General features: G+C 73.9%; 16 protein-coding genes. 14 read left to right on the top strand and 2 right to left on the bottom strand.

From position 1 onward, the window contains the following. The first annotated feature begins 132 nt into the window (after positions 1 to 132). Genes KPL59_RS18720 through KPL59_RS18735 form a run of 4 tightly spaced genes read left to right on the top strand, consistent with a single transcriptional unit; the run spans position 133 to position 4,306 of the window. Positions 133 to 1,647, top strand: a complete 1,515-nt coding sequence (locus tag KPL59_RS18720) for an ABC transporter substrate-binding protein (RefSeq protein ID WP_226361540.1) — start codon at positions 133 to 135, stop codon at positions 1,645 to 1,647. Next, positions 1,644 to 2,585 (top strand): ABC transporter permease, encoded by a 942-nt coding sequence (locus tag KPL59_RS18725; protein ID WP_226361541.1) that lies wholly within the window; start codon positions 1,644 to 1,646, stop codon positions 2,583 to 2,585. Before KPL59_RS18720 ends, KPL59_RS18725 begins: the two co-directional genes overlap by 4 nt. After that, entirely contained in the window at positions 2,582 to 3,439 is an 858-nt protein-coding gene (locus KPL59_RS18730) for an ABC transporter permease (RefSeq protein WP_226351155.1), read from the top strand. Before KPL59_RS18725 ends, KPL59_RS18730 begins: the two co-directional genes overlap by 4 nt. Positions 3,440 to 3,496: 57 nt before the next feature. Beyond that, positions 3,497 to 4,306: a TauD/TfdA family dioxygenase gene (locus KPL59_RS18735; protein WP_020626993.1), complete on the top strand. Its 810-nt coding sequence runs from the start codon at positions 3,497 to 3,499 to the stop codon at positions 4,304 to 4,306. A gap of 68 nt (positions 4,307 to 4,374) precedes the next feature. Here KPL59_RS18735 and KPL59_RS18740 read toward each other — a convergent pair whose 3' ends face one another. Further along, entirely contained in the window at positions 4,375 to 5,547 is a 1,173-nt protein-coding gene (locus tag KPL59_RS18740; protein WP_226361542.1) for a globin domain-containing protein, read from the bottom strand. Between the two features lie 314 nt (positions 5,548 to 5,861). Between KPL59_RS18740 and KPL59_RS18745 the strand changes: the two genes are divergently transcribed. From KPL59_RS18745 to KPL59_RS18790, 10 genes are all read left to right on the top strand, one after another. After that, positions 5,862 to 6,677, top strand: coding sequence for a pyridoxamine 5'-phosphate oxidase family protein (locus tag KPL59_RS18745; RefSeq protein WP_226351157.1), 816 nt, complete (start codon positions 5,862 to 5,864; stop codon positions 6,675 to 6,677). A gap of 205 nt (positions 6,678 to 6,882) precedes the next feature. Continuing rightward, positions 6,883 to 7,212: a hypothetical protein gene (locus tag KPL59_RS18750; protein WP_020626996.1), complete on the top strand. Its 330-nt coding sequence runs from the start codon at positions 6,883 to 6,885 to the stop codon at positions 7,210 to 7,212. A 224-nt stretch (positions 7,213 to 7,436) separates the two neighbouring features. Next, positions 7,437 to 10,058 (top strand): ATP-dependent chaperone ClpB, encoded by a 2,622-nt coding sequence (gene clpB / locus KPL59_RS18755; protein WP_226351159.1) that lies wholly within the window; start codon positions 7,437 to 7,439, stop codon positions 10,056 to 10,058. 50 nt (positions 10,059 to 10,108) lie between these two features. Then, positions 10,109 to 10,441, top strand: coding sequence for a YbaB/EbfC family nucleoid-associated protein (locus KPL59_RS18760; protein ID WP_149665337.1), 333 nt, complete (start codon positions 10,109 to 10,111; stop codon positions 10,439 to 10,441). Further along, on the top strand, positions 10,438 to 10,776 hold the full coding sequence (locus tag KPL59_RS18765) for a type VII secretion target (protein ID WP_226351160.1): 339 nt from the start codon (positions 10,438 to 10,440) through the stop codon (positions 10,774 to 10,776). The genes KPL59_RS18760 and KPL59_RS18765 overlap by 4 nt, the downstream gene beginning before the upstream one ends. After that, complete coding sequence (locus KPL59_RS18770; protein ID WP_226351161.1) at positions 10,773 to 11,645, top strand: hypothetical protein; 873 nt, start codon at positions 10,773 to 10,775, stop codon at positions 11,643 to 11,645. Before KPL59_RS18765 ends, KPL59_RS18770 begins: the two co-directional genes overlap by 4 nt. A gap of 80 nt (positions 11,646 to 11,725) precedes the next feature. Next, positions 11,726 to 12,373 (top strand): hypothetical protein, encoded by a 648-nt coding sequence (locus tag KPL59_RS18775; protein WP_075309441.1) that lies wholly within the window; start codon positions 11,726 to 11,728, stop codon positions 12,371 to 12,373. 89 nt (positions 12,374 to 12,462) lie between these two features. Next, positions 12,463 to 13,488: an SDR family NAD(P)-dependent oxidoreductase gene (locus KPL59_RS18780; RefSeq protein ID WP_226361543.1), complete on the top strand. Its 1,026-nt coding sequence runs from the start codon at positions 12,463 to 12,465 to the stop codon at positions 13,486 to 13,488. A 30-nt stretch (positions 13,489 to 13,518) separates the two neighbouring features. After that, on the top strand, positions 13,519 to 14,511 hold the full coding sequence (locus KPL59_RS18785) for an adenosine deaminase (RefSeq protein WP_226361544.1): 993 nt from the start codon (positions 13,519 to 13,521) through the stop codon (positions 14,509 to 14,511). Positions 14,512 to 14,585: 74 nt separating this feature from the next. After that, a complete protein-coding gene (locus KPL59_RS18790; RefSeq protein ID WP_075309444.1) occupies positions 14,586 to 15,569 on the top strand; it encodes an amidohydrolase family protein in 984 nt (327 codons plus the stop codon). Between the two features lie 4 nt (positions 15,570 to 15,573). Here the strand turns inward: KPL59_RS18790 and KPL59_RS18795 are convergent, their stop codons facing one another. Then, complete coding sequence (locus KPL59_RS18795) at positions 15,574 to 16,101, bottom strand: MarR family winged helix-turn-helix transcriptional regulator (RefSeq protein ID WP_226361545.1); 528 nt, start codon at positions 16,099 to 16,101, stop codon at positions 15,574 to 15,576. Positions 16,102 to 16,104 lie beyond the last annotated feature (3 nt).

Genomic DNA, 16,104 nt, shown 5'->3' on the forward strand with positions numbered 1-16,104 from the left:
GATGCTTGACCGTCTGTACAGGCTTACCGAAGATCTCCCGGGCGCCGGGTGACACACGGTCGAGGGCGCCGGAGAGGCCAGGTCGTGATGCCCGCCGCCGTGCGCGCCGTCGTAGCACCCCGTCGTTCCCGCTTGCGGGTCGCCGCCGCCCTGGTGGTGAGCGCCGCGGTCCTCACCGCGTGCGGCGGCACCGGTGGCGAGAGCGGTCGGGTCGTGCCGGACGGGCAGGCCACGATCGCGATGGCCTTCGGCCCGTCGGCCGGTTACGGCGTGGACACCGACGACGCGTTCGTCCTCTCCCAGCTCGGGGTGACCGAGTCCCTGGTGGCGTCCGGCCCGGACGGGAAGCCCCGACCCGCGCTGGCGACGGCGTGGGCCCAGCAGTCCGACCCGCGGACCTGGCGGTTCGAGCTGCGCCCCGGCGTGACCTTCCAGAACGGCGAGCCGCTCACCGGGCAGGCCGCCGCGACCGCCCTGAACTGGGTGGCCGGCGTCGCCGCGCCGCCGCGCGCGGTGCGCGGGATCGGCCTGCAGGCCGCCGCGGACGGCGCGGCTGCCGTGCGCGTCACGACGGCGAAGCCCGACCCGATCCTGCCGCTGCGGCTGTCCAGCGTGAACACCGCGATCCTGGCGCCGTCGGCGTACCGGGCCACGCCGCCGTCGGTCCAGCAGACCGGCACCGGCCCGATGACGATCACCCGGACGAACGGCACCCAGTCGGTGACCCTCGCCCGCAACGACCGCTACTGGGGTGAGCGCCCGCAGCTGGCCGGTGTCACCGCGAACTTCGTGCCCGACCCGGCCGCCCGGGCACTGTCCCTGCGGGCCGGCGACGCCGACATCGCCCAGGAGCTCCCCGAGTCCAGCGCGCTGGAGTTCACCGGCGACGAGTACGTGAACCAGACCGTCGCCGCGCCCCGGACCGCGTCGCTGGTCCTCAACCAGTCCCGCAGGCCCTTCGCCGACATCCGGGTGCGGCAGGCCGTCGCGGCTGCCGTGGACCGCACCGCGCTCGGTGAGCAGGCGCTCGCCGGGTCGGCGATCCCGGCCTCGGAGCTGTTCGGCCCGGCCGTGGCGTGGGGCTCGCAGGACGCCCCGCCGCCGGCCGACCCCGCGCGCGCCCGGCAGCTGCTGGCCGAGGCCGGCTACGGCCCTGGCAACCCGCTGCGCATCGAGCTGGGGTCCTACGGCGCCCGCCCCGAGCTCCCGACGCTGGTCACCGCCGTCCAGGAGATGCTCCGCGGGGCCGGCATCGAGGTCACCGTGCGCATCGGCGACTACGACGCCCGCGAGCCGCAGCTGCTCGCCGGTGACTTCGACATGTACCTGCTCTCGCGCAGCTACCTGGTCGACGTGCCGGACGCCGGCGCCACGCTGGCCACCGACTACACCTGCCAGGGCTCCTACAACCTCAACCACTACTGCTCGCCCCAGTTCGACGCCCTGCTCGCCCCGCTGGCCACCGAGACCGACCCGGCCGCACGACAGAAGGTCTTCACCGAGGCCGCGGCGAAGCTGAACGCCGACGTCGTCGGAGTCCCGCTGGTGCACACCAACGCCAACGGCGTCGGGCACCGGGTCACCGGCTACACCGTCGACCCGCTGGCCAAGTCGCTCGTCGTCCCCGGGCTGGCGACCACGGAGTGACCGCACTCGTCGCACGCAGGCTGCTGGCGCTGCCGCTGGTCGCCGTGGCCGCGGCGGTGCTGGTGTTCCTGCTCCCGCGGTTCTCCGGACAGGACACCGCGCTCGCGATCATGCGCAGCCGGACCGGGGAGTCCGACCCGGACCCGTCGGTCCTGGCCGCGCTGCGGGAGCAGTACGGCCTCGACGGCACCTGGTGGGACCAGTTCACCGGCTGGGCCGGCGCGCTGCTGCGCGGCGACCTCGGGATCTCCTGGACCAGCCGCACCCCGGTCTCGGGCCTGCTCTGGCCCGCGCTCGGGGTGTCGCTGACCCTCACCGTCGCCGCACTGGTACTCGCGGCCCTGGTCGGGATCCCGCTCGGGGTGCGCGCCGCGCGTCGCCCCGGTGGCCGGCTCGACCGGGCCCTGACCACCGGATCGGTGCTGGGCGTCGCGATCCCCGAGTTCGTGCTCGGGACGGCGCTGGTGCTCGCCTTCGCCGTCACCGTGCCGGTGCTGCCCGCGACCGGCTGGGGTGACGTGGACCAGGCGGTGCTGCCGGTGGTCACCCTGGCCGCGTTCCCGGCCGCGCTCGCCGCCCAGCTGGTGCGCGCCGAGACCGTCGACGCGCTGGCCCGCCCGCACGTCGCCGTCGCGCGGTCCAAGGGGATCAGCGACGGGCGGGTCCTGTGGCGCCACGGCGGCCGCCCGGCCCTGACCTCGGTCACCTCGCTGTCCGGGCTGTTCCTCGGCGGGTTGCTCGGCGGCTCGGTCGTGGTCGAGGTGCTGTTCGCGATCCCCGGCCTGGGCCGGCTGCTCTACGACGCCGTCCTCGGCCAGGACCTGCCGGTCGTGCAGGCCGGGCTGCTCGCGATCGTGCTGGTCGCCGCCGTCGCCGGGATCCTCGCCGAGCTGCTCGCGCTCGCGCTGGACCCGGTGGCCCGGAGCGCCGTCCGGTGACCGCCTCGGTGCTGGCCCGCCCCGCGGGCGCCGCCGCGCGCACCACCCGGCGCGCGGCGGTCCTGCAGGTCGGGGCGCTGGTCCTGCTCGGTGTGCTGGTGCTGTTCGCCCTGCTGCCGCTCGACCCGGTCGCCAACGACCTGTCCCACCGCTTCGCCGGGCCGTCGGCCGCGCACCCGCTCGGCACCGACCAGCTCGGCCGGGACATGCTGGCGCGGCTGGCCGTCGGCGCCCGGCTCTCGGTCGGGTTCACCCTGGTCGCGCTCGCGCTGTGCGCGGGGCTCGGGACGGTGCTGGGCGTGCTCGCCGCCTGGTGCGGACGGGCCGTCGGCCAGCTGTTCCAGCGCACCATCGACGTGCTCGTCGCGATCCCGGCGGTGCTGATCGGGCTCGTGGTGGTCGCCGCGTCCGGCGGGGCCCCGGGGGTGTGGTCGCTGCTGGTGGCGATCGTCGTCGCCGGGTGGACGCCGTTCGCCCGGCTCACCTACCAGCTCGTGGTGCGCGAACGCGCCCGGGAGTACGTCGAGGGCGCCGTCGCCGTCGGCGCGGGGCCGCTGCGGATCGCGTTCCGGCACGTGCTGCCGAACCTCGCCCGGCCGCTGCTGTCGCACCTGTGCCTGCGGTTCGCGAACGTCCTGCTGACCGTGGCCGGGCTGTCCTTCCTCGGGCTCGGGCCGCAGCCGCCCACCCCGGAGTGGGGGGCGATGCTCGCCGACGGCCGGCAGTTCCTGTTCAACGCCCCGCAGCTCGTCCTGCTGCCCGCGCTGGCCGTCGTCGGGACGGCGCTGCTCGTCACCGCACTCGGCCGCGGGCTGGAACGCCGGTGGACGACCGGTCCGACCGGACAGTTCTGACAGCGCTTCGTTCCTGCCACACTGCTGCGAGTACGGATGAACGGCAGGAGGTACGTCGTGGCGAGGATCGGAACCGACGGGCGGCGCACGGGTGAGGCGCGCCCGGAGCTCAAGAGCCTGGTGGACGAGACCGGGGTGGTGCCCCGCGCGGCGGAGCTCGGCGAGGCCCGGGAGGTGCTGGCCCGCGACGGCGTCGTCCACATCCCCGGCGCCGGTCCGGATCCGGAGGCGATGGTCGTCGCCGCGGCCACCCTGCTCGGCGGACGGCTGCGCGAGCTGTTCGGCATCCGGCCGCAGGGCGGGACCGACTCCCCGGTCCTGGGTCTGCACAACGACGGCGCCTACCTGGAGGCCGACGTGCACGGCCGCACCGTGCGGCTGCGCGACCCCGACGAGGACTTCCTGTTCATGCACTGCACGTCGCCGGCGCCGTCCGGGGGCGACTCGGTGCTCGTCGACGGCTACGCGCTGGCCGACCGGCTCGCCGCGGAGCACCCGTCGCTGTACGGGTTCCTGACCGGCAGCGACGTCGACTTCTTCGGCAGCCGCACGAACCCGCCGCGCGGGGTCCCGCTGACGCCGCTGCTGCGCCGGATGATCGAGCACACACGGGGTGGCCGGCGCGCGGTCCGGGCGAGCGACTACGTGCTGCCGGTGCCGCGCGAGCCGCACTGGGACGCCCACCTCGCGCACATCGAGTCCTACGCCGACGTGCTCGCCACCGCGTTCGACGCGGCGCCGCGGTTCCGGCTGGAGAGCGGCGACCTGCTGGTCCTGGACAACTACCGCTTCCTGCACGGCCGGGACGCGTTCACCGGAACCCGGGAGCTGCACGTGCTCTCGGTGCGGACGACCGAGGCGTTCTGAGCCCACCCCCGACGCAAACGGCCGCCCTCCCGGTGCGGGAGGGCGGCCGTCGTGGCGTACGGCGTCGCTCAGTCCATCGTGAACGGGTCGTAGGTGATGCGGTCGAGCGGCGTGCCCGCGACCAGCATCCGCGAGACCGTGGAGCGGATCATCGCCGGCGACCCGCAGACCAGGACGTCGTGGTCGCTCCAGGCACCGAACCGGGTCACGACGTCGGCCAGGGTGCCGGTCTCGGCGCCGGAGGGCTCGTCCTCGTACTCCACGACCGGGATGACGTCGAGCCACGGGTAGTTGTAGGACAGCTTGCGCAGCGAGGTGAAGTCGTACAGGTCGTCCCACGTCCGGCCGCCGACGAAGACCTGGGTGCGCGGCGGCTGGGGGCGCCGGCCGACCTCGTCGAGCAGGGCCTTCATCGGCGCGACGCCGGTGCCGCCCGCCACCATCAGCAGCTCGCGCCGGGTGTTCTGCGGGACGGCCATCCGGCCCATCGGCGGGCCGATCCGCCAGGTCTCGCCGACCCGGCTGTGCGCGACGATCGCGCGGCTGACCCAGCCGCCCTCGACCGCGCGGACGTGGAACTGGATGGTCCCGTCGCGACGCGGCGCGTTGGCGGGGGACAGGTAGCGCCACAGCCGCGGGCGGTGCGGCGTCTCCACCGAGACGTACTGGCCGGCCTGGTACGGCACCGGCTGGTCGGTCGCGACGGTGACCACGGCCAGGTCCCAGCCGATCCGGCGGTGCTCGACGACCCGGCCCAGCCAGGACGCCGGCCCGCGCTCGGCCGCGGCGGCCTGCTGCATCGCGTCCGCGACGATCCCGTACGCGCCGACCCAGGCCTTCTCGATCTCCGGGGTCCAGTTCTCGCCCGCGAACGTGGCGATCGCCGACAGCAGCGCCGCGCCGACCGCGTCGTAGTGCTGGGACAGCACGCCGAACTTGCGGTGGTCGCGGCCGAGCTGCTGCAGGAACGGGACGAGGTCGTCGGGCTGGTCGACCATCTGCACCACGTGCACGAGGGCGCGCAGCAGCCGGCTGCGCTGCACCTCCATGTTCACGGGGAACAGGTCACGCGTCTCGGGTGCCTTGCTGAACAGCGTGGCGTAGAAGTGCTTGCCGATCTCCTCGGCCTGCGGCTCGACGAGGGCGAAGCTGGTCCGGATGAGCTCGACGGTGCGATCCGCCTCCGAGGCGGGGCGTCGCGGCGGGGCGACGTCGCCGGCGATCAGCTGGTCAGCAGCCATGCCTGGCGGACACTCTCCTCGGTCGTGCTCCGTGCCGCGGTGACACCGGGCGTCGACGCCCGCGTTCCGCCGGTTAGGGTACGCGAGAGACTCCGTCCGCCGGTACGGCGTACGCCGACCGGCTCACCAAGGTGTGGTGAGCGGGTACGCATCGTCACTCATCATCCGTTCGGGGACGGCGGTCACTCGTCATGGCGTGGGGGGCGCCGGGCTCAGGATAGCGCCCATCGTGCGGAAAGCCGACGTGGCGGTGGCCCGGCCGGTCGGAATGGTGATCGTTTGGTCCTGGCCGTGCCGGATGGCACGGTTGTCCCGTGCCGTTGCGAATCCCCGCCGTCGTCCTGCCCGGACGGGGCCGTCCGGCCGTGCCGCGGGTCGTCGTCCCCGCCCCCTCGGAGCGGGGCCCGTCCTCCGATGTCCGGGAGGTCCCGGACGGTCCGCACCGCCCCGGCTCCGCGGGCGAGCACGTGGTGCAGGCCGAGGTGGGCAGCTCCGCCCGCGCCGACCGGTTCTACGACGACCAGCTCCGCGACCGGCTGCTGCCCCGGATGATCGAGTTCGTCGGGCGGATGGAGATGGCCTTCGTCGCGACGTCCGACGCGCACGGCGAGTGCGACAGCTCGCTGCGGGCGGGCCCGCCCGGGTTCCTGCACGTGCTGGACCCGCACACGCTGGCCTACCCCGAGTACCGGGGCAACGGCGTCTACGCCAGTCTCGGCAACCTGACGGAGAACCCGCACATCGGGCTGCTGATGGTCGACTTCACCGAGTCGCTGATCGGGCTGCACGTCAACGGCCGCGCCCGGATCATGGACGACGACGCCTTCCGTGCCGTCTACCCCGGGCGCGCGCGTGACGACCACGCCGCGGGCCGCCGCGCCGAGCGCTGGGTGGTGGTGGACGTCGAGGAGGCCTACATCCACTGCCGCAAGCACATCCCGCGGATGGAGCGGGTGACGCAGCGGCGGGCCTGGGGCACCGACGACCCGGCCCGCAAGGGCGGCGACTTCTTCGGTGCGCGGGGGACGGCGCCGCGCGTGCCGCGACCGCCGCGCCGGCGGTTCCCGAGCACGACCCATCTGGTGTCGGGCGCATCACGTTCGTTGCGCGGTCGTACTACCCGTCGCTGACCTGCGGTGACGAGGATGGCGCGACAGTGCGCCGATTAGGTGACGTTCGGACCGTCACTTCCGAGGCGCGGCCTCGTTGATCGCTGCAGATCGTCACCGACCGGGCACGTCTGGTCGAATCCGGGCGATCGGACGGGTTGCGGCTCCCACGGGCTCCGGGAGTCGCGACCACCCGTCCTGAATCGGATACACAGGAGAAGCAGGAATGCTGTCGAAGAAGAAGCTGGGCATGGTCGTGGCCGGCTCCGCCGCCGCCCTCGCCGCCGCCGCACCGTTCGCCTTCGCGGGTGACTACGGGAACGACAAGGGTCACCACCACGGTGGCGGCGACAAGAACTGCGCCTTCGAGGGTGGCGACGCGTCCGCCCGCGGCGGTGCCGAGGGTGGTCTCGCCGGCCTCAACGTCCTCGCCCCGATCGCGGGCAACCAGATTGCCAACATCGGCAACTGCAGCGACTTCCTGAACGACGTCGTCGACGTCAAGGACAACCTGAACGGCACCCAGATCGCGGTGCTCGGCGACAACCACCGCTGAGCGCGCCCTGCGCCACCGTTCCACCCCGCGGCCCGTCCGGATCCTTCCGGGCGGGCCGCGGTCGTTCCTCCGAACTCCCTCACCCTGAGTGGAACAGACTCAACTTTCCTGCTGTTGAACCTGTCGAGAGGCGTACCCTCCGGCACACTGTGAGAGCAGTGGCCCGGGGTGCCGCTCCCCATGCACAGATCGTCGACACAGAAGGACCGGGAGGAACGCGGAGCATGGACTCCTTCAACCCCACCACCCGTACCCAGCAGGCCATCTCCGCAGCCGCCCAGGCCGCGACGCTGGCCGGGAACCCCGATGTCGGGCCCACCCACCTGCTGGGTGCCCTGCTGGCCCAGGGCGACGGCATCGCCGCGCCGCTGCTGGCCGCCGTCGGGGCGGACGCGGACGCCGTCCGATCCGAGCTGACCGCGCTGGGCAACCGGCTGCCGTCGGCCTCGGGCTCGTCGGTGAGCGCGCCGCAGCTGTCCCGTGACGCGCTGGCCGCCATCACCGCGGCCCAGCAGCTCGCCACCGAGATGGGTGACGAGTACGTCTCCACCGAGCACCTGCTCGTCGGGCTCGCGCGGTCCGGCGGCCCGGTCGCCCAGCTCCTGCAGCGCCACGGCGCCACGCCGGACGCGCTGCGCGAGGCGTTCGGCAAGGTCCGCGGCTCCGCCCGGGTGACCAGCCCCGATCCCGAGGGCAGCTACCAGGCCCTGGAGAAGTACGGCCAGGACCTCACCGCCCGCGCGCGCGAGGGTGAGCTCGACCCGGTCATCGGCCGGGACACCGAGATCCGCCGCGTCGTCCAGGTGCTGTCGCGGCGCACCAAGAACAACCCGGTGCTGATCGGTGAGCCGGGCGTCGGCAAGACCGCGATCGTCGAGGGCCTGGCCCAGCGGATCGTGGCCGGTGACGTGCCCGAGTCGCTGCGCGGCAAGCGGGTCGTCGCCCTCGACCTGGGGTCGATGGTGGCCGGCGCGAAGTACCGCGGCGAGTTCGAGGAGCGGCTCAAGGCCGTCCTCAAGGAGATCACCGACTCCGCGGGCGAGGTCATCACCTTCATCGACGAGCTGCACACGATCGTCGGTGCGGGCGCGTCCGGTGAGGGCGCGATGGACGCCGGCAACATGATCAAGCCGATGCTCGCCCGCGGTGAGTTGCGGATGGTCGGCGCGACCACGCTCGACGAGTACCGCCAGCACATCGAGAAGGACCCGGCGCTGGAGCGCCGCTTCCAGCAGGTGCTCGTCGGGGAGCCGTCGGTCGAGGACACCGTCGGCATCCTGCGCGGGCTCAAGGAGCGCTACGAGGTGCACCACGGCGTCCGGATCACCGACGCCGCGCTCGTCGCCGCCGCCACCCTGTCCGACCGCTACATCACCGCCCGGTTCCTGCCGGACAAGGCCATCGACCTGGTCGACGAGGCCGCGTCCCGGCTCCGGATGGAGATCGACTCGCGCCCGGTGGAGATCGACACCGTGGAGCGGGCCGTCCGTCGCCTCGAGATCGAGGAGATGGCGCTGGAGAAGGAGTCCGACGCCGCCTCGGCTGACCGGCTCGTCGCGCTGCGCGCCGAGCTGGCCGAGAAGCGCGAGGAGCTGGCCGCGCTGACCGCGCGCTGGCAGAACGAGAAGGGCGCCATCGAGGCGACCCGCGAGCTCAAGGAGCAGCTGGAGCAGCTGCGCGGCGAGTCCGAGCGGGCCGAGCGCGACGGCGACCTGGGCCGGGCCGCGGAGCTGCGCTACGGCCGCATCCCGGCGCTGGAGAAGGAGCTCGCGGAGAAGACCGCCGTCGTCGAGAAGCACGAGGACGTGATGCTCAAGGAGGAGGTCGGCCCGGACGACGTCGCCGACGTCGTCAGCTCCTGGACCGGCGTCCCCGCCGGCCGGATGCTGGAGGGCGAGACCGCCAAGCTCCTGCGCATGGAGGACGAGCTGGGCCGGCGCGTGGTCGGCCAGGCCGAGGCCGTGCGCGTGGTGTCCGACGCGGTGCGCCGGACGCGTGCCGGCGTCGCGGACGAGAACCGGCCCACCGGCTCGTTCCTGTTCCTCGGGCCCACCGGCGTCGGCAAGACCGAGCTGGCCAAGGCGCTGGCCGAGTTCCTGTTCGACGACGAGCGGGCGATGATCCGCATCGACATGAGCGAGTACTCCGAGAAGCACTCGGTGGCCCGCCTCGTCGGTGCCCCTCCCGGCTACGTCGGGTACGACCAGGGCGGTCAGCTCACCGAGGCGGTGCGGCGGCGTCCCTACAGCGTGGTGCTGCTCGACGAGGTCGAGAAGGCCCACCCGGACGTCTTCGACACGCTCCTGCAGGTGCTCGACGACGGCCGGCTCACCGACGGCCAGGGCCGCACGGTGGACTTCCGCAGCACGATCCTGGTGCTGACGTCCAACCTGGGCAGCCAGGCCATCGCCGACCCCTCGCTGGACGACAAGGGGCGCAAGGACGCCGTCATGTCGGTCGTCCGGTCGCACTTCAAGCCGGAGTTCCTCAACCGGCTCGACGACGTCGTGGTCTTCCACGCGCTGTCGACCGAGGAGCTGACCCACATCGTCGACATCCAGGTCGGTGTGCTGGCGCGGCGGCTCGCGAAGCGGCGGCTCTCGCTGGAGGTCACCGACGCGGCCCGTGAGTGGCTCGCCCTCAACGGGTTCGACCCGGTCTACGGCGCGCGTCCGCTTCGCCGGCTCGTGCAGTCCGCGATCGGCGACCAGCTCGCCCGCGAGCTGCTGTCCGGCGGCGTCCGCGAGGGCGACACGGTCCGGGTGGACCTGGACCCCGCGGCCGACGGCGGGACCGGTGCCCTGGTCGTCGGCAAGGCACTGGAGCCGGTCGCGATCGCGAACTGATCCACCGGTTCGCCCGTGGGCCCCGACGGTGCACGTCATCGTCGGGGCCCATGGAGTCCTTCACCGCCGAGCAGCCTTCCGCCGGGCGGACCTGGCTGGACGAGTACCGCACCCGCATCGACACGATCCGGCTCCGGGCCGAGGAGGCCCGGGACCGGGTGGCGACGGTGACGGCGACCGCGCGCACCCGCGACGGCGCGGTCGTCGTCACCGTCGACGCGTCCGGGACGCTGACCGACCTGCAGCTCGGCGTACGGGCCGAGGAGCTGCCGCGGGCCCGGCTCGCCGAGACGGTCCTGCGGCTGAGCCGGGAGGCCGCCGCCGACGCCGCGGCGCAGGTGGCGGCCATCGTGGAGCCGCTGACGGCGGGCGGCGGGCGGTGACGGGCCCCGGCTTCTCGGTCGACACCGGCACGGTCTCGACCCATGCCGAGGTTCTCGACGACGCCGGTTCCACCGTCACCGGGATGCGCCCGTCGCTCGCCGAGCTCGACTCCGACGCCTACGGGGTCATCGGCGACTTCTTCTCCGCCCAGGCCACCTCGGCCATGCGGGCCGGGGTCGAGGCCGTGGACCGCCTCGCCTCGGAGCTGCACGAGCTGGCGACCGCGGCACGGGAGTCCGTCGCCGCCTACCTCCAGGTGGAGAGCCGGGTGGTCGACGGCCTGCTCGGCGTCGACGTCCCGACGGCCCCGTCACCGGTCGGGGCGGACCGGTGACGGCGCCGGTCGAGGTGGAGGGGCCCGGCCCGCTCGAGGGTGCGGGGGTGTTCTCCTCGTTCGAGGACGTCGGGAAGGCGGTCGGGGAGCAGGACACCGGCGGCGTCGTCACGGCCACGGCCGTCGCCGGGCTCGACACGCTGAGCGTGGTCGCCGACCCGCTGAAGGAGCTCGGGGCGGCCGGTGTCGGCTGGGCCATCGAGCACTTCGACTTCCTGCGCGAACCGCTGGACTGGCTCTGCGGTGACGCGAAGCAGATCGAGGCCCGGGCGAAGGACTGGCAGCAGATCTCCCGCGAACTGGCCGCCCTCGTCCCGGAGATCGAGACCGTCCTCGCCGCCCCCGGCGCCTGGACCGGCGCGGCCGGGGACGCGTTCCGCGGTGCCGCCGCGACACGCGTCGAGGCCGCGCGACGCCTGTCCGAGACCGCCCACGAGGTGGCCGACATCGTGCTGACCTCGGCCTCGAACGTCGGCACCGAACGCGCGGTCGTGCGCGACATCATCGCCGAGTTCGTCGTGCGGCTCATTCCGAAGCTGCTCGCGTGGGCCGCGGGCGCCGTGGTGACGGTGGGGGTCGCCGCGCCGGTCGGCATCGCGGTCCTCGTCCTCGACGCCGTCGACCTGGCGCGCACGATCGTCCGCCGGGTCGAGGAGGTCATCGGGCTGCTGGAGAAGTCCGCCGCGGTGGCACGCCGGCTGGAGGACACGATGCGGACCGGGCTGCTACCCGGGATCGCGGACCCGGCGGCGCGGAAGGCCGTCGACAAGGCCGTGACCCTCGGGCAGGACACGGTGCTGGAGTACGGCAAGAACGACGCGGCGCGCCGGGCCACGGCGGCCGAGTGGGACGAGGAGGCATCCGGCTGAGACCCCGACCGCGTCGAACGTGCACGTCCGTGTCGTGGCGTTACCACTCCACGAGCCCGGTCGGGACTACGCTCCCCGGCATGTCGGTCTGGTTCGTCATCGCCCTCGTCGCGATCGTCCTCGGCGTCGGTCTGCTGCTGTTCGACCGGTTCCGCGGGGGTGCGACGCGGGACCGCCGCCGCTGGGCCTCCATGCGGGAGTGGGAGTACCTCGAGTCCGATCCCGTCCTGCCCAGCCGCTGGCGCTACGGGACGATCCACCAGGGCGGCCCCGGCGTGGCCCGCAACCTGGTCTCGGGCGACGTTCCCACCCCGGACGGCCCGCGCAAGGCCTACGCGTTCGACCACGAGCAGGCCGGCCGGATCAGCTCGGTGCTCTGCGCCGTGCAGGTGCACGAGTCGCTGCCCGCCGCCGTCGAGCTGCGGCTGCCCTCGGCCCCGCTGCCCGACGACGCCGGCCTCGACCTGCTCGAGCCGGTCGGCGAGCGCTACGCCTTCGTCAGCGACGCCGACGCCGTCCGCCCGCTGCTGACCCCGCGGGTCGCCGCCGCCAGCGACGCGGTCGGCGAGGACGTCGAGCTGCTCTGGGCCGAGGACGCCTGGGTGCTGGCCGCCGCGCCCGTCGGGATCTCCGCCGATCGGATGCAGGACCTGCTCGCCGACCTGGCCGAGGTCGCCACCGCTCTGGAGGAGGGGCTGCACGCCCGTCGTCCCACGATCGATTCCTGACCTGCGAAATCTACGCAGCGTTGACTGATCACAACGCGATGTGACCACCCGAACGCGTTAAGCCGAACGGGTACCGCTAGCCTGATCGTGTGGCTCTGGCTCTCATCACCGGCGGCGGTACGGGACTCGGCGCGGCTCTGGCCGACCGACTGGCCGCGCGCGGACACGACCTCCTGCTCGTCACCCGCGACCCCGAGCGGGTCGCCCCCACCGCCCGGGAGCTCGCCGCCCGGTACGGGGTGCGCGCCGACGTCCTCGTCGCGGACCTCGGCACCCGGCACGGCCTGTTCCGGCTCGAGGCCCACCTCGCCGGCCCGGAGGCCCCGGCCGTCGACGTCCTCGTGCACGACGCACTCGCCGACGCGGCCGCGGCGTCGGACCCCGCGCAGGCGAGTGTCGACCTCGGCACGACCGCGACGATGCGTCTCACCCACGCCGCGTTGCCCGGCATGCTGCGCCGCGGCGCCGGTGGGGTCGTCGCGATCAGCGGGGACGAGCAGTCGGCCGCGTGGGCGGTCTCGTTCGTCACCGCGCTCGCACCGACCCTGACCGGCGAGGTGCACGTCGTCGCCGTCCGGGGCGACGACCGGCCGGAGTGGGCCGCCGACGCCGCCGACGCGGTGCTCGACGACCTCGACGCCGGCCTCGTCGTGAGCGCCCCGCAGACCGCACCGGCCCGTCCGGACCCGGCCCGGCGCGCCGTCGCCGCGGGGGTCCGGGTGGCCCGGCGCGCCGTCGAGCTGTTCGCCGACGCGACCTGGCAGCCCACCGGCACCGCAGCCGCTACTGCCCCGGACGCTGCCGCCCCGGACGCTGCCGCCCCGGACGCTGCCGACACGGCCGCCTCGACGACCCCTGCTGCGCAGGCCCGGCCGGCCACGCCCGAGGAGCTGCTCGGCGGTGCCGGGTACCGGGAGCCGGCCCGGCTGCCGGACCTGCCGTCCCGCCCGGGTGCGGGACGCGCCGTCGTCGCGGCCGGGGACTGCGGGCGGCACTGGGCGGCCGGTCCGGTGCGGACCGCCGCGCAGCGGGCCCGGGCGAGCGCCGCGGCCCGCGACCGCTCCCGTGGCCACCGGATCTCGGCCTACATGACGTCGACGGTCACCAGCTCCTGACCGTCCCGGGCGGCGCGGGATGATGTCGCGGTGACGACCACCGGGACCCCGCCGCTGCCGAAGGCCGAGCTGCACCTGCACATCGAGGGCACGCTCGAACCCGAGACCGTGTTCGAGCTGGCCAGGCGGCACGACGTCGCGCTGCCGTACGCCTCGGTGGAGGACCTGCGGGCCGCCTACGACTTCACCGACCTGCAGTCCTTCCTGGACGTCTACTACGCCAACATGGCCGTCCTCCGGACCCGTGACGACTTCGCCGAGCTCGCCTCGGCGTACCTGCGCACCTGCCCGGAGCAGGGCGTGCGGCACGTCGAGATGTTCTTCGACCCGCAGGCCCACACCACCCGCGGCGTGGCGATCGGTGACGTGATCGGCGGCCTGACCGACGCGGTCGAGGCCCACGCCGGCGAGGTGTCGGCCGGGCTGATCCTGTGCTTCCTGCGCGACCGCTCGGCGGCCGAGGCGGAGGAGACCCTGCGGGCCGCCGAGCCGTACCTGGACCGGATCGTCGGGGTCGGACTCGACTCGGCCGAGGTGGGCCACCCGCCGTCGAAGTTCACCGCCGTGTTCGACCGCGCCCGCGGGCTGGGGCTCAAGCCGGTCGCGCACGCCGGGGAGGAGGGTCCGGCCGGCTACGTCACCGAGGCCCTCGACGAGCTGGGCGTGCTGCGCGTCGACCACGGCATCCGCGCCATCGAGGACGACGCGCTGGTCGCCCGCCTGGTCCGCGACCGCACCCCGCTGACGGTGTGCCCGCTGTCCAACGTCCGGCTCGCCTGCGTCCCCGGGATCGGGCTGCACCCGCTGCCGGAGATGCTCGCGGCCGGGCTGAACGTGTCGGTGCACTCCGACGACCCGGCCTACTTCGGCGGCTACGCCGACGCGAACTACGCCGCCGTCCGCGAGGGCCTCGGCTTCACCGACGACCAGCTCCGCACGCTGGCTGCGAACTCGTTCAGCTCGTCGTTCCTCGACGACGCGGCGACGGAGCGGCTGCTCGCCGAGGTGCACGCCTGGCGCTGACGGACCAGGCACACCTCTCGTCGACAAGTCGTTAGCTAGCTACTATATAGTTAGCTAACGACTTGGAGGCGACCATGACCACCCCAATCCGCAAGATCGCGCTGGAGGAGCACTTCGGCGCCACCGAACCGGACATCGTCGAGCAGTCCGAGACCCACTTCACCCCGCAGGAGTGGCCCCGGCACCGGGCGATGTTGCTCGACATCCATGACGAGCGCCTCGCGCTGATGGACGAGTGCGCCATCGAGAAGTCGGTGCTGTCGCTGCTCTCCCCCGGCATCCAGTCCCTGCACGACGCACCCCGGGCCGTCGACTGGGCCCGCCGGCTCAACGACTACGCGGCCGCCCGGGTCGCCGAGCGGCCGGACCGGTTCGCCGCGTTCGCCGCCCTGCCGATGCAGGACCCCGACGCGGCGACCGCCGAGCTCCGTCGTGCGGTGCAGGACCTCGGACTGGTCGGTGCGCTCGTGAACGGCTTCTCCCAGGTCGGCGACGCCGAGACCGTCGTCTACCTCGACGACCCGCGCTACGCGGGGTTCTGGGCGACGCTGGAGGAGCTGGGCGTGCCGCTCTACCTGCACCCCCGCGACCCGCTGGAGTCGACGAGCCCGCAGTACGACGGCCACCCGTGGCTCTACGGCTCGGCGTGGGCGTTCACCGTCGAGACCGCCACGCACGCGCTGCGGCTGATGGGCAGCGGTCTGTTCGACCGCCACCCCGGCCTGCAGGTGATCCTCGGGCACCTCGGCGAGGTGCTCCCGTGGGTGATCTGGCGGGTCGAGCACCGCCTCGCCGTCGCACCGCGCGGCCTCGACGTCCGGCACGGCTTCGGCCACTACCTGCGGACCAACTTCCACGTCACGACGAGCGGCAACTTCCGCACCCCGGCGCTGCTCAACACGCTGCAGGAGATCGGCGCGGACCGGGTGCTGTTCTCCGCCGACCACCCCTTCGAGGACATGCGCGAGGCGGCCACCTGGTTCGACCGCCTCGAGCTCAACGACGCCGACCTGGCCCGGATCGCGCACGGCAATGCCGAGCGGCTGCTCGGGCTCTGAGCGCTCAGGCCGGGCGGACCGGGGTGCCGGGCGCCGTGCCGTCCGGCCCCGCGGCGTCCGCCGCGTCGATCGCTGCGGCCAGCTCCCGCAGCGCGACGACGACGGCGTCGCGCCGCCCGGGCGGCAGCATCTCCAGCGCCTGCCGCTGGCGGGCCATGGTCCGGTCCCGTGCCTGCGCCCACGCCCGGAGCCCGGCGTCGGTCACCCGCACCTCGACCCGGTGCCCGGACGGACCCACCCGTTCGCGCACCACGAGCCCGCCGTCCTCCAGCCGGGACAATGACCGGCTCAGCGTCGGCGAGCTGACGCCGACCTCGGCCGCGAGCCTGCCCACGGTCAGTCCCGGGGTCTCGGTCAGCGGGGTGATCACCGCGAATTCGGCATCGGACAGGGACGCACCGTCGGCCCGTAACGCCGACGCACGGGCCCGGTTACGGTGCATCCGCCGGTAGACGGCCTCGCAGGCGTCGGAGAAGGAGCCGACCAGGTCCGGCGATGCGGGCTCGGGTGTGCGGTCGCCTCCGGTGGGCACCGG

The sequence above is a fragment of the Pseudonocardia sp. ICBG1142 genome, assembly GCF_020496255.1.
Classification (GTDB): Bacteria; Actinomycetota; Actinomycetes; order Mycobacteriales; family Pseudonocardiaceae; genus Pseudonocardia.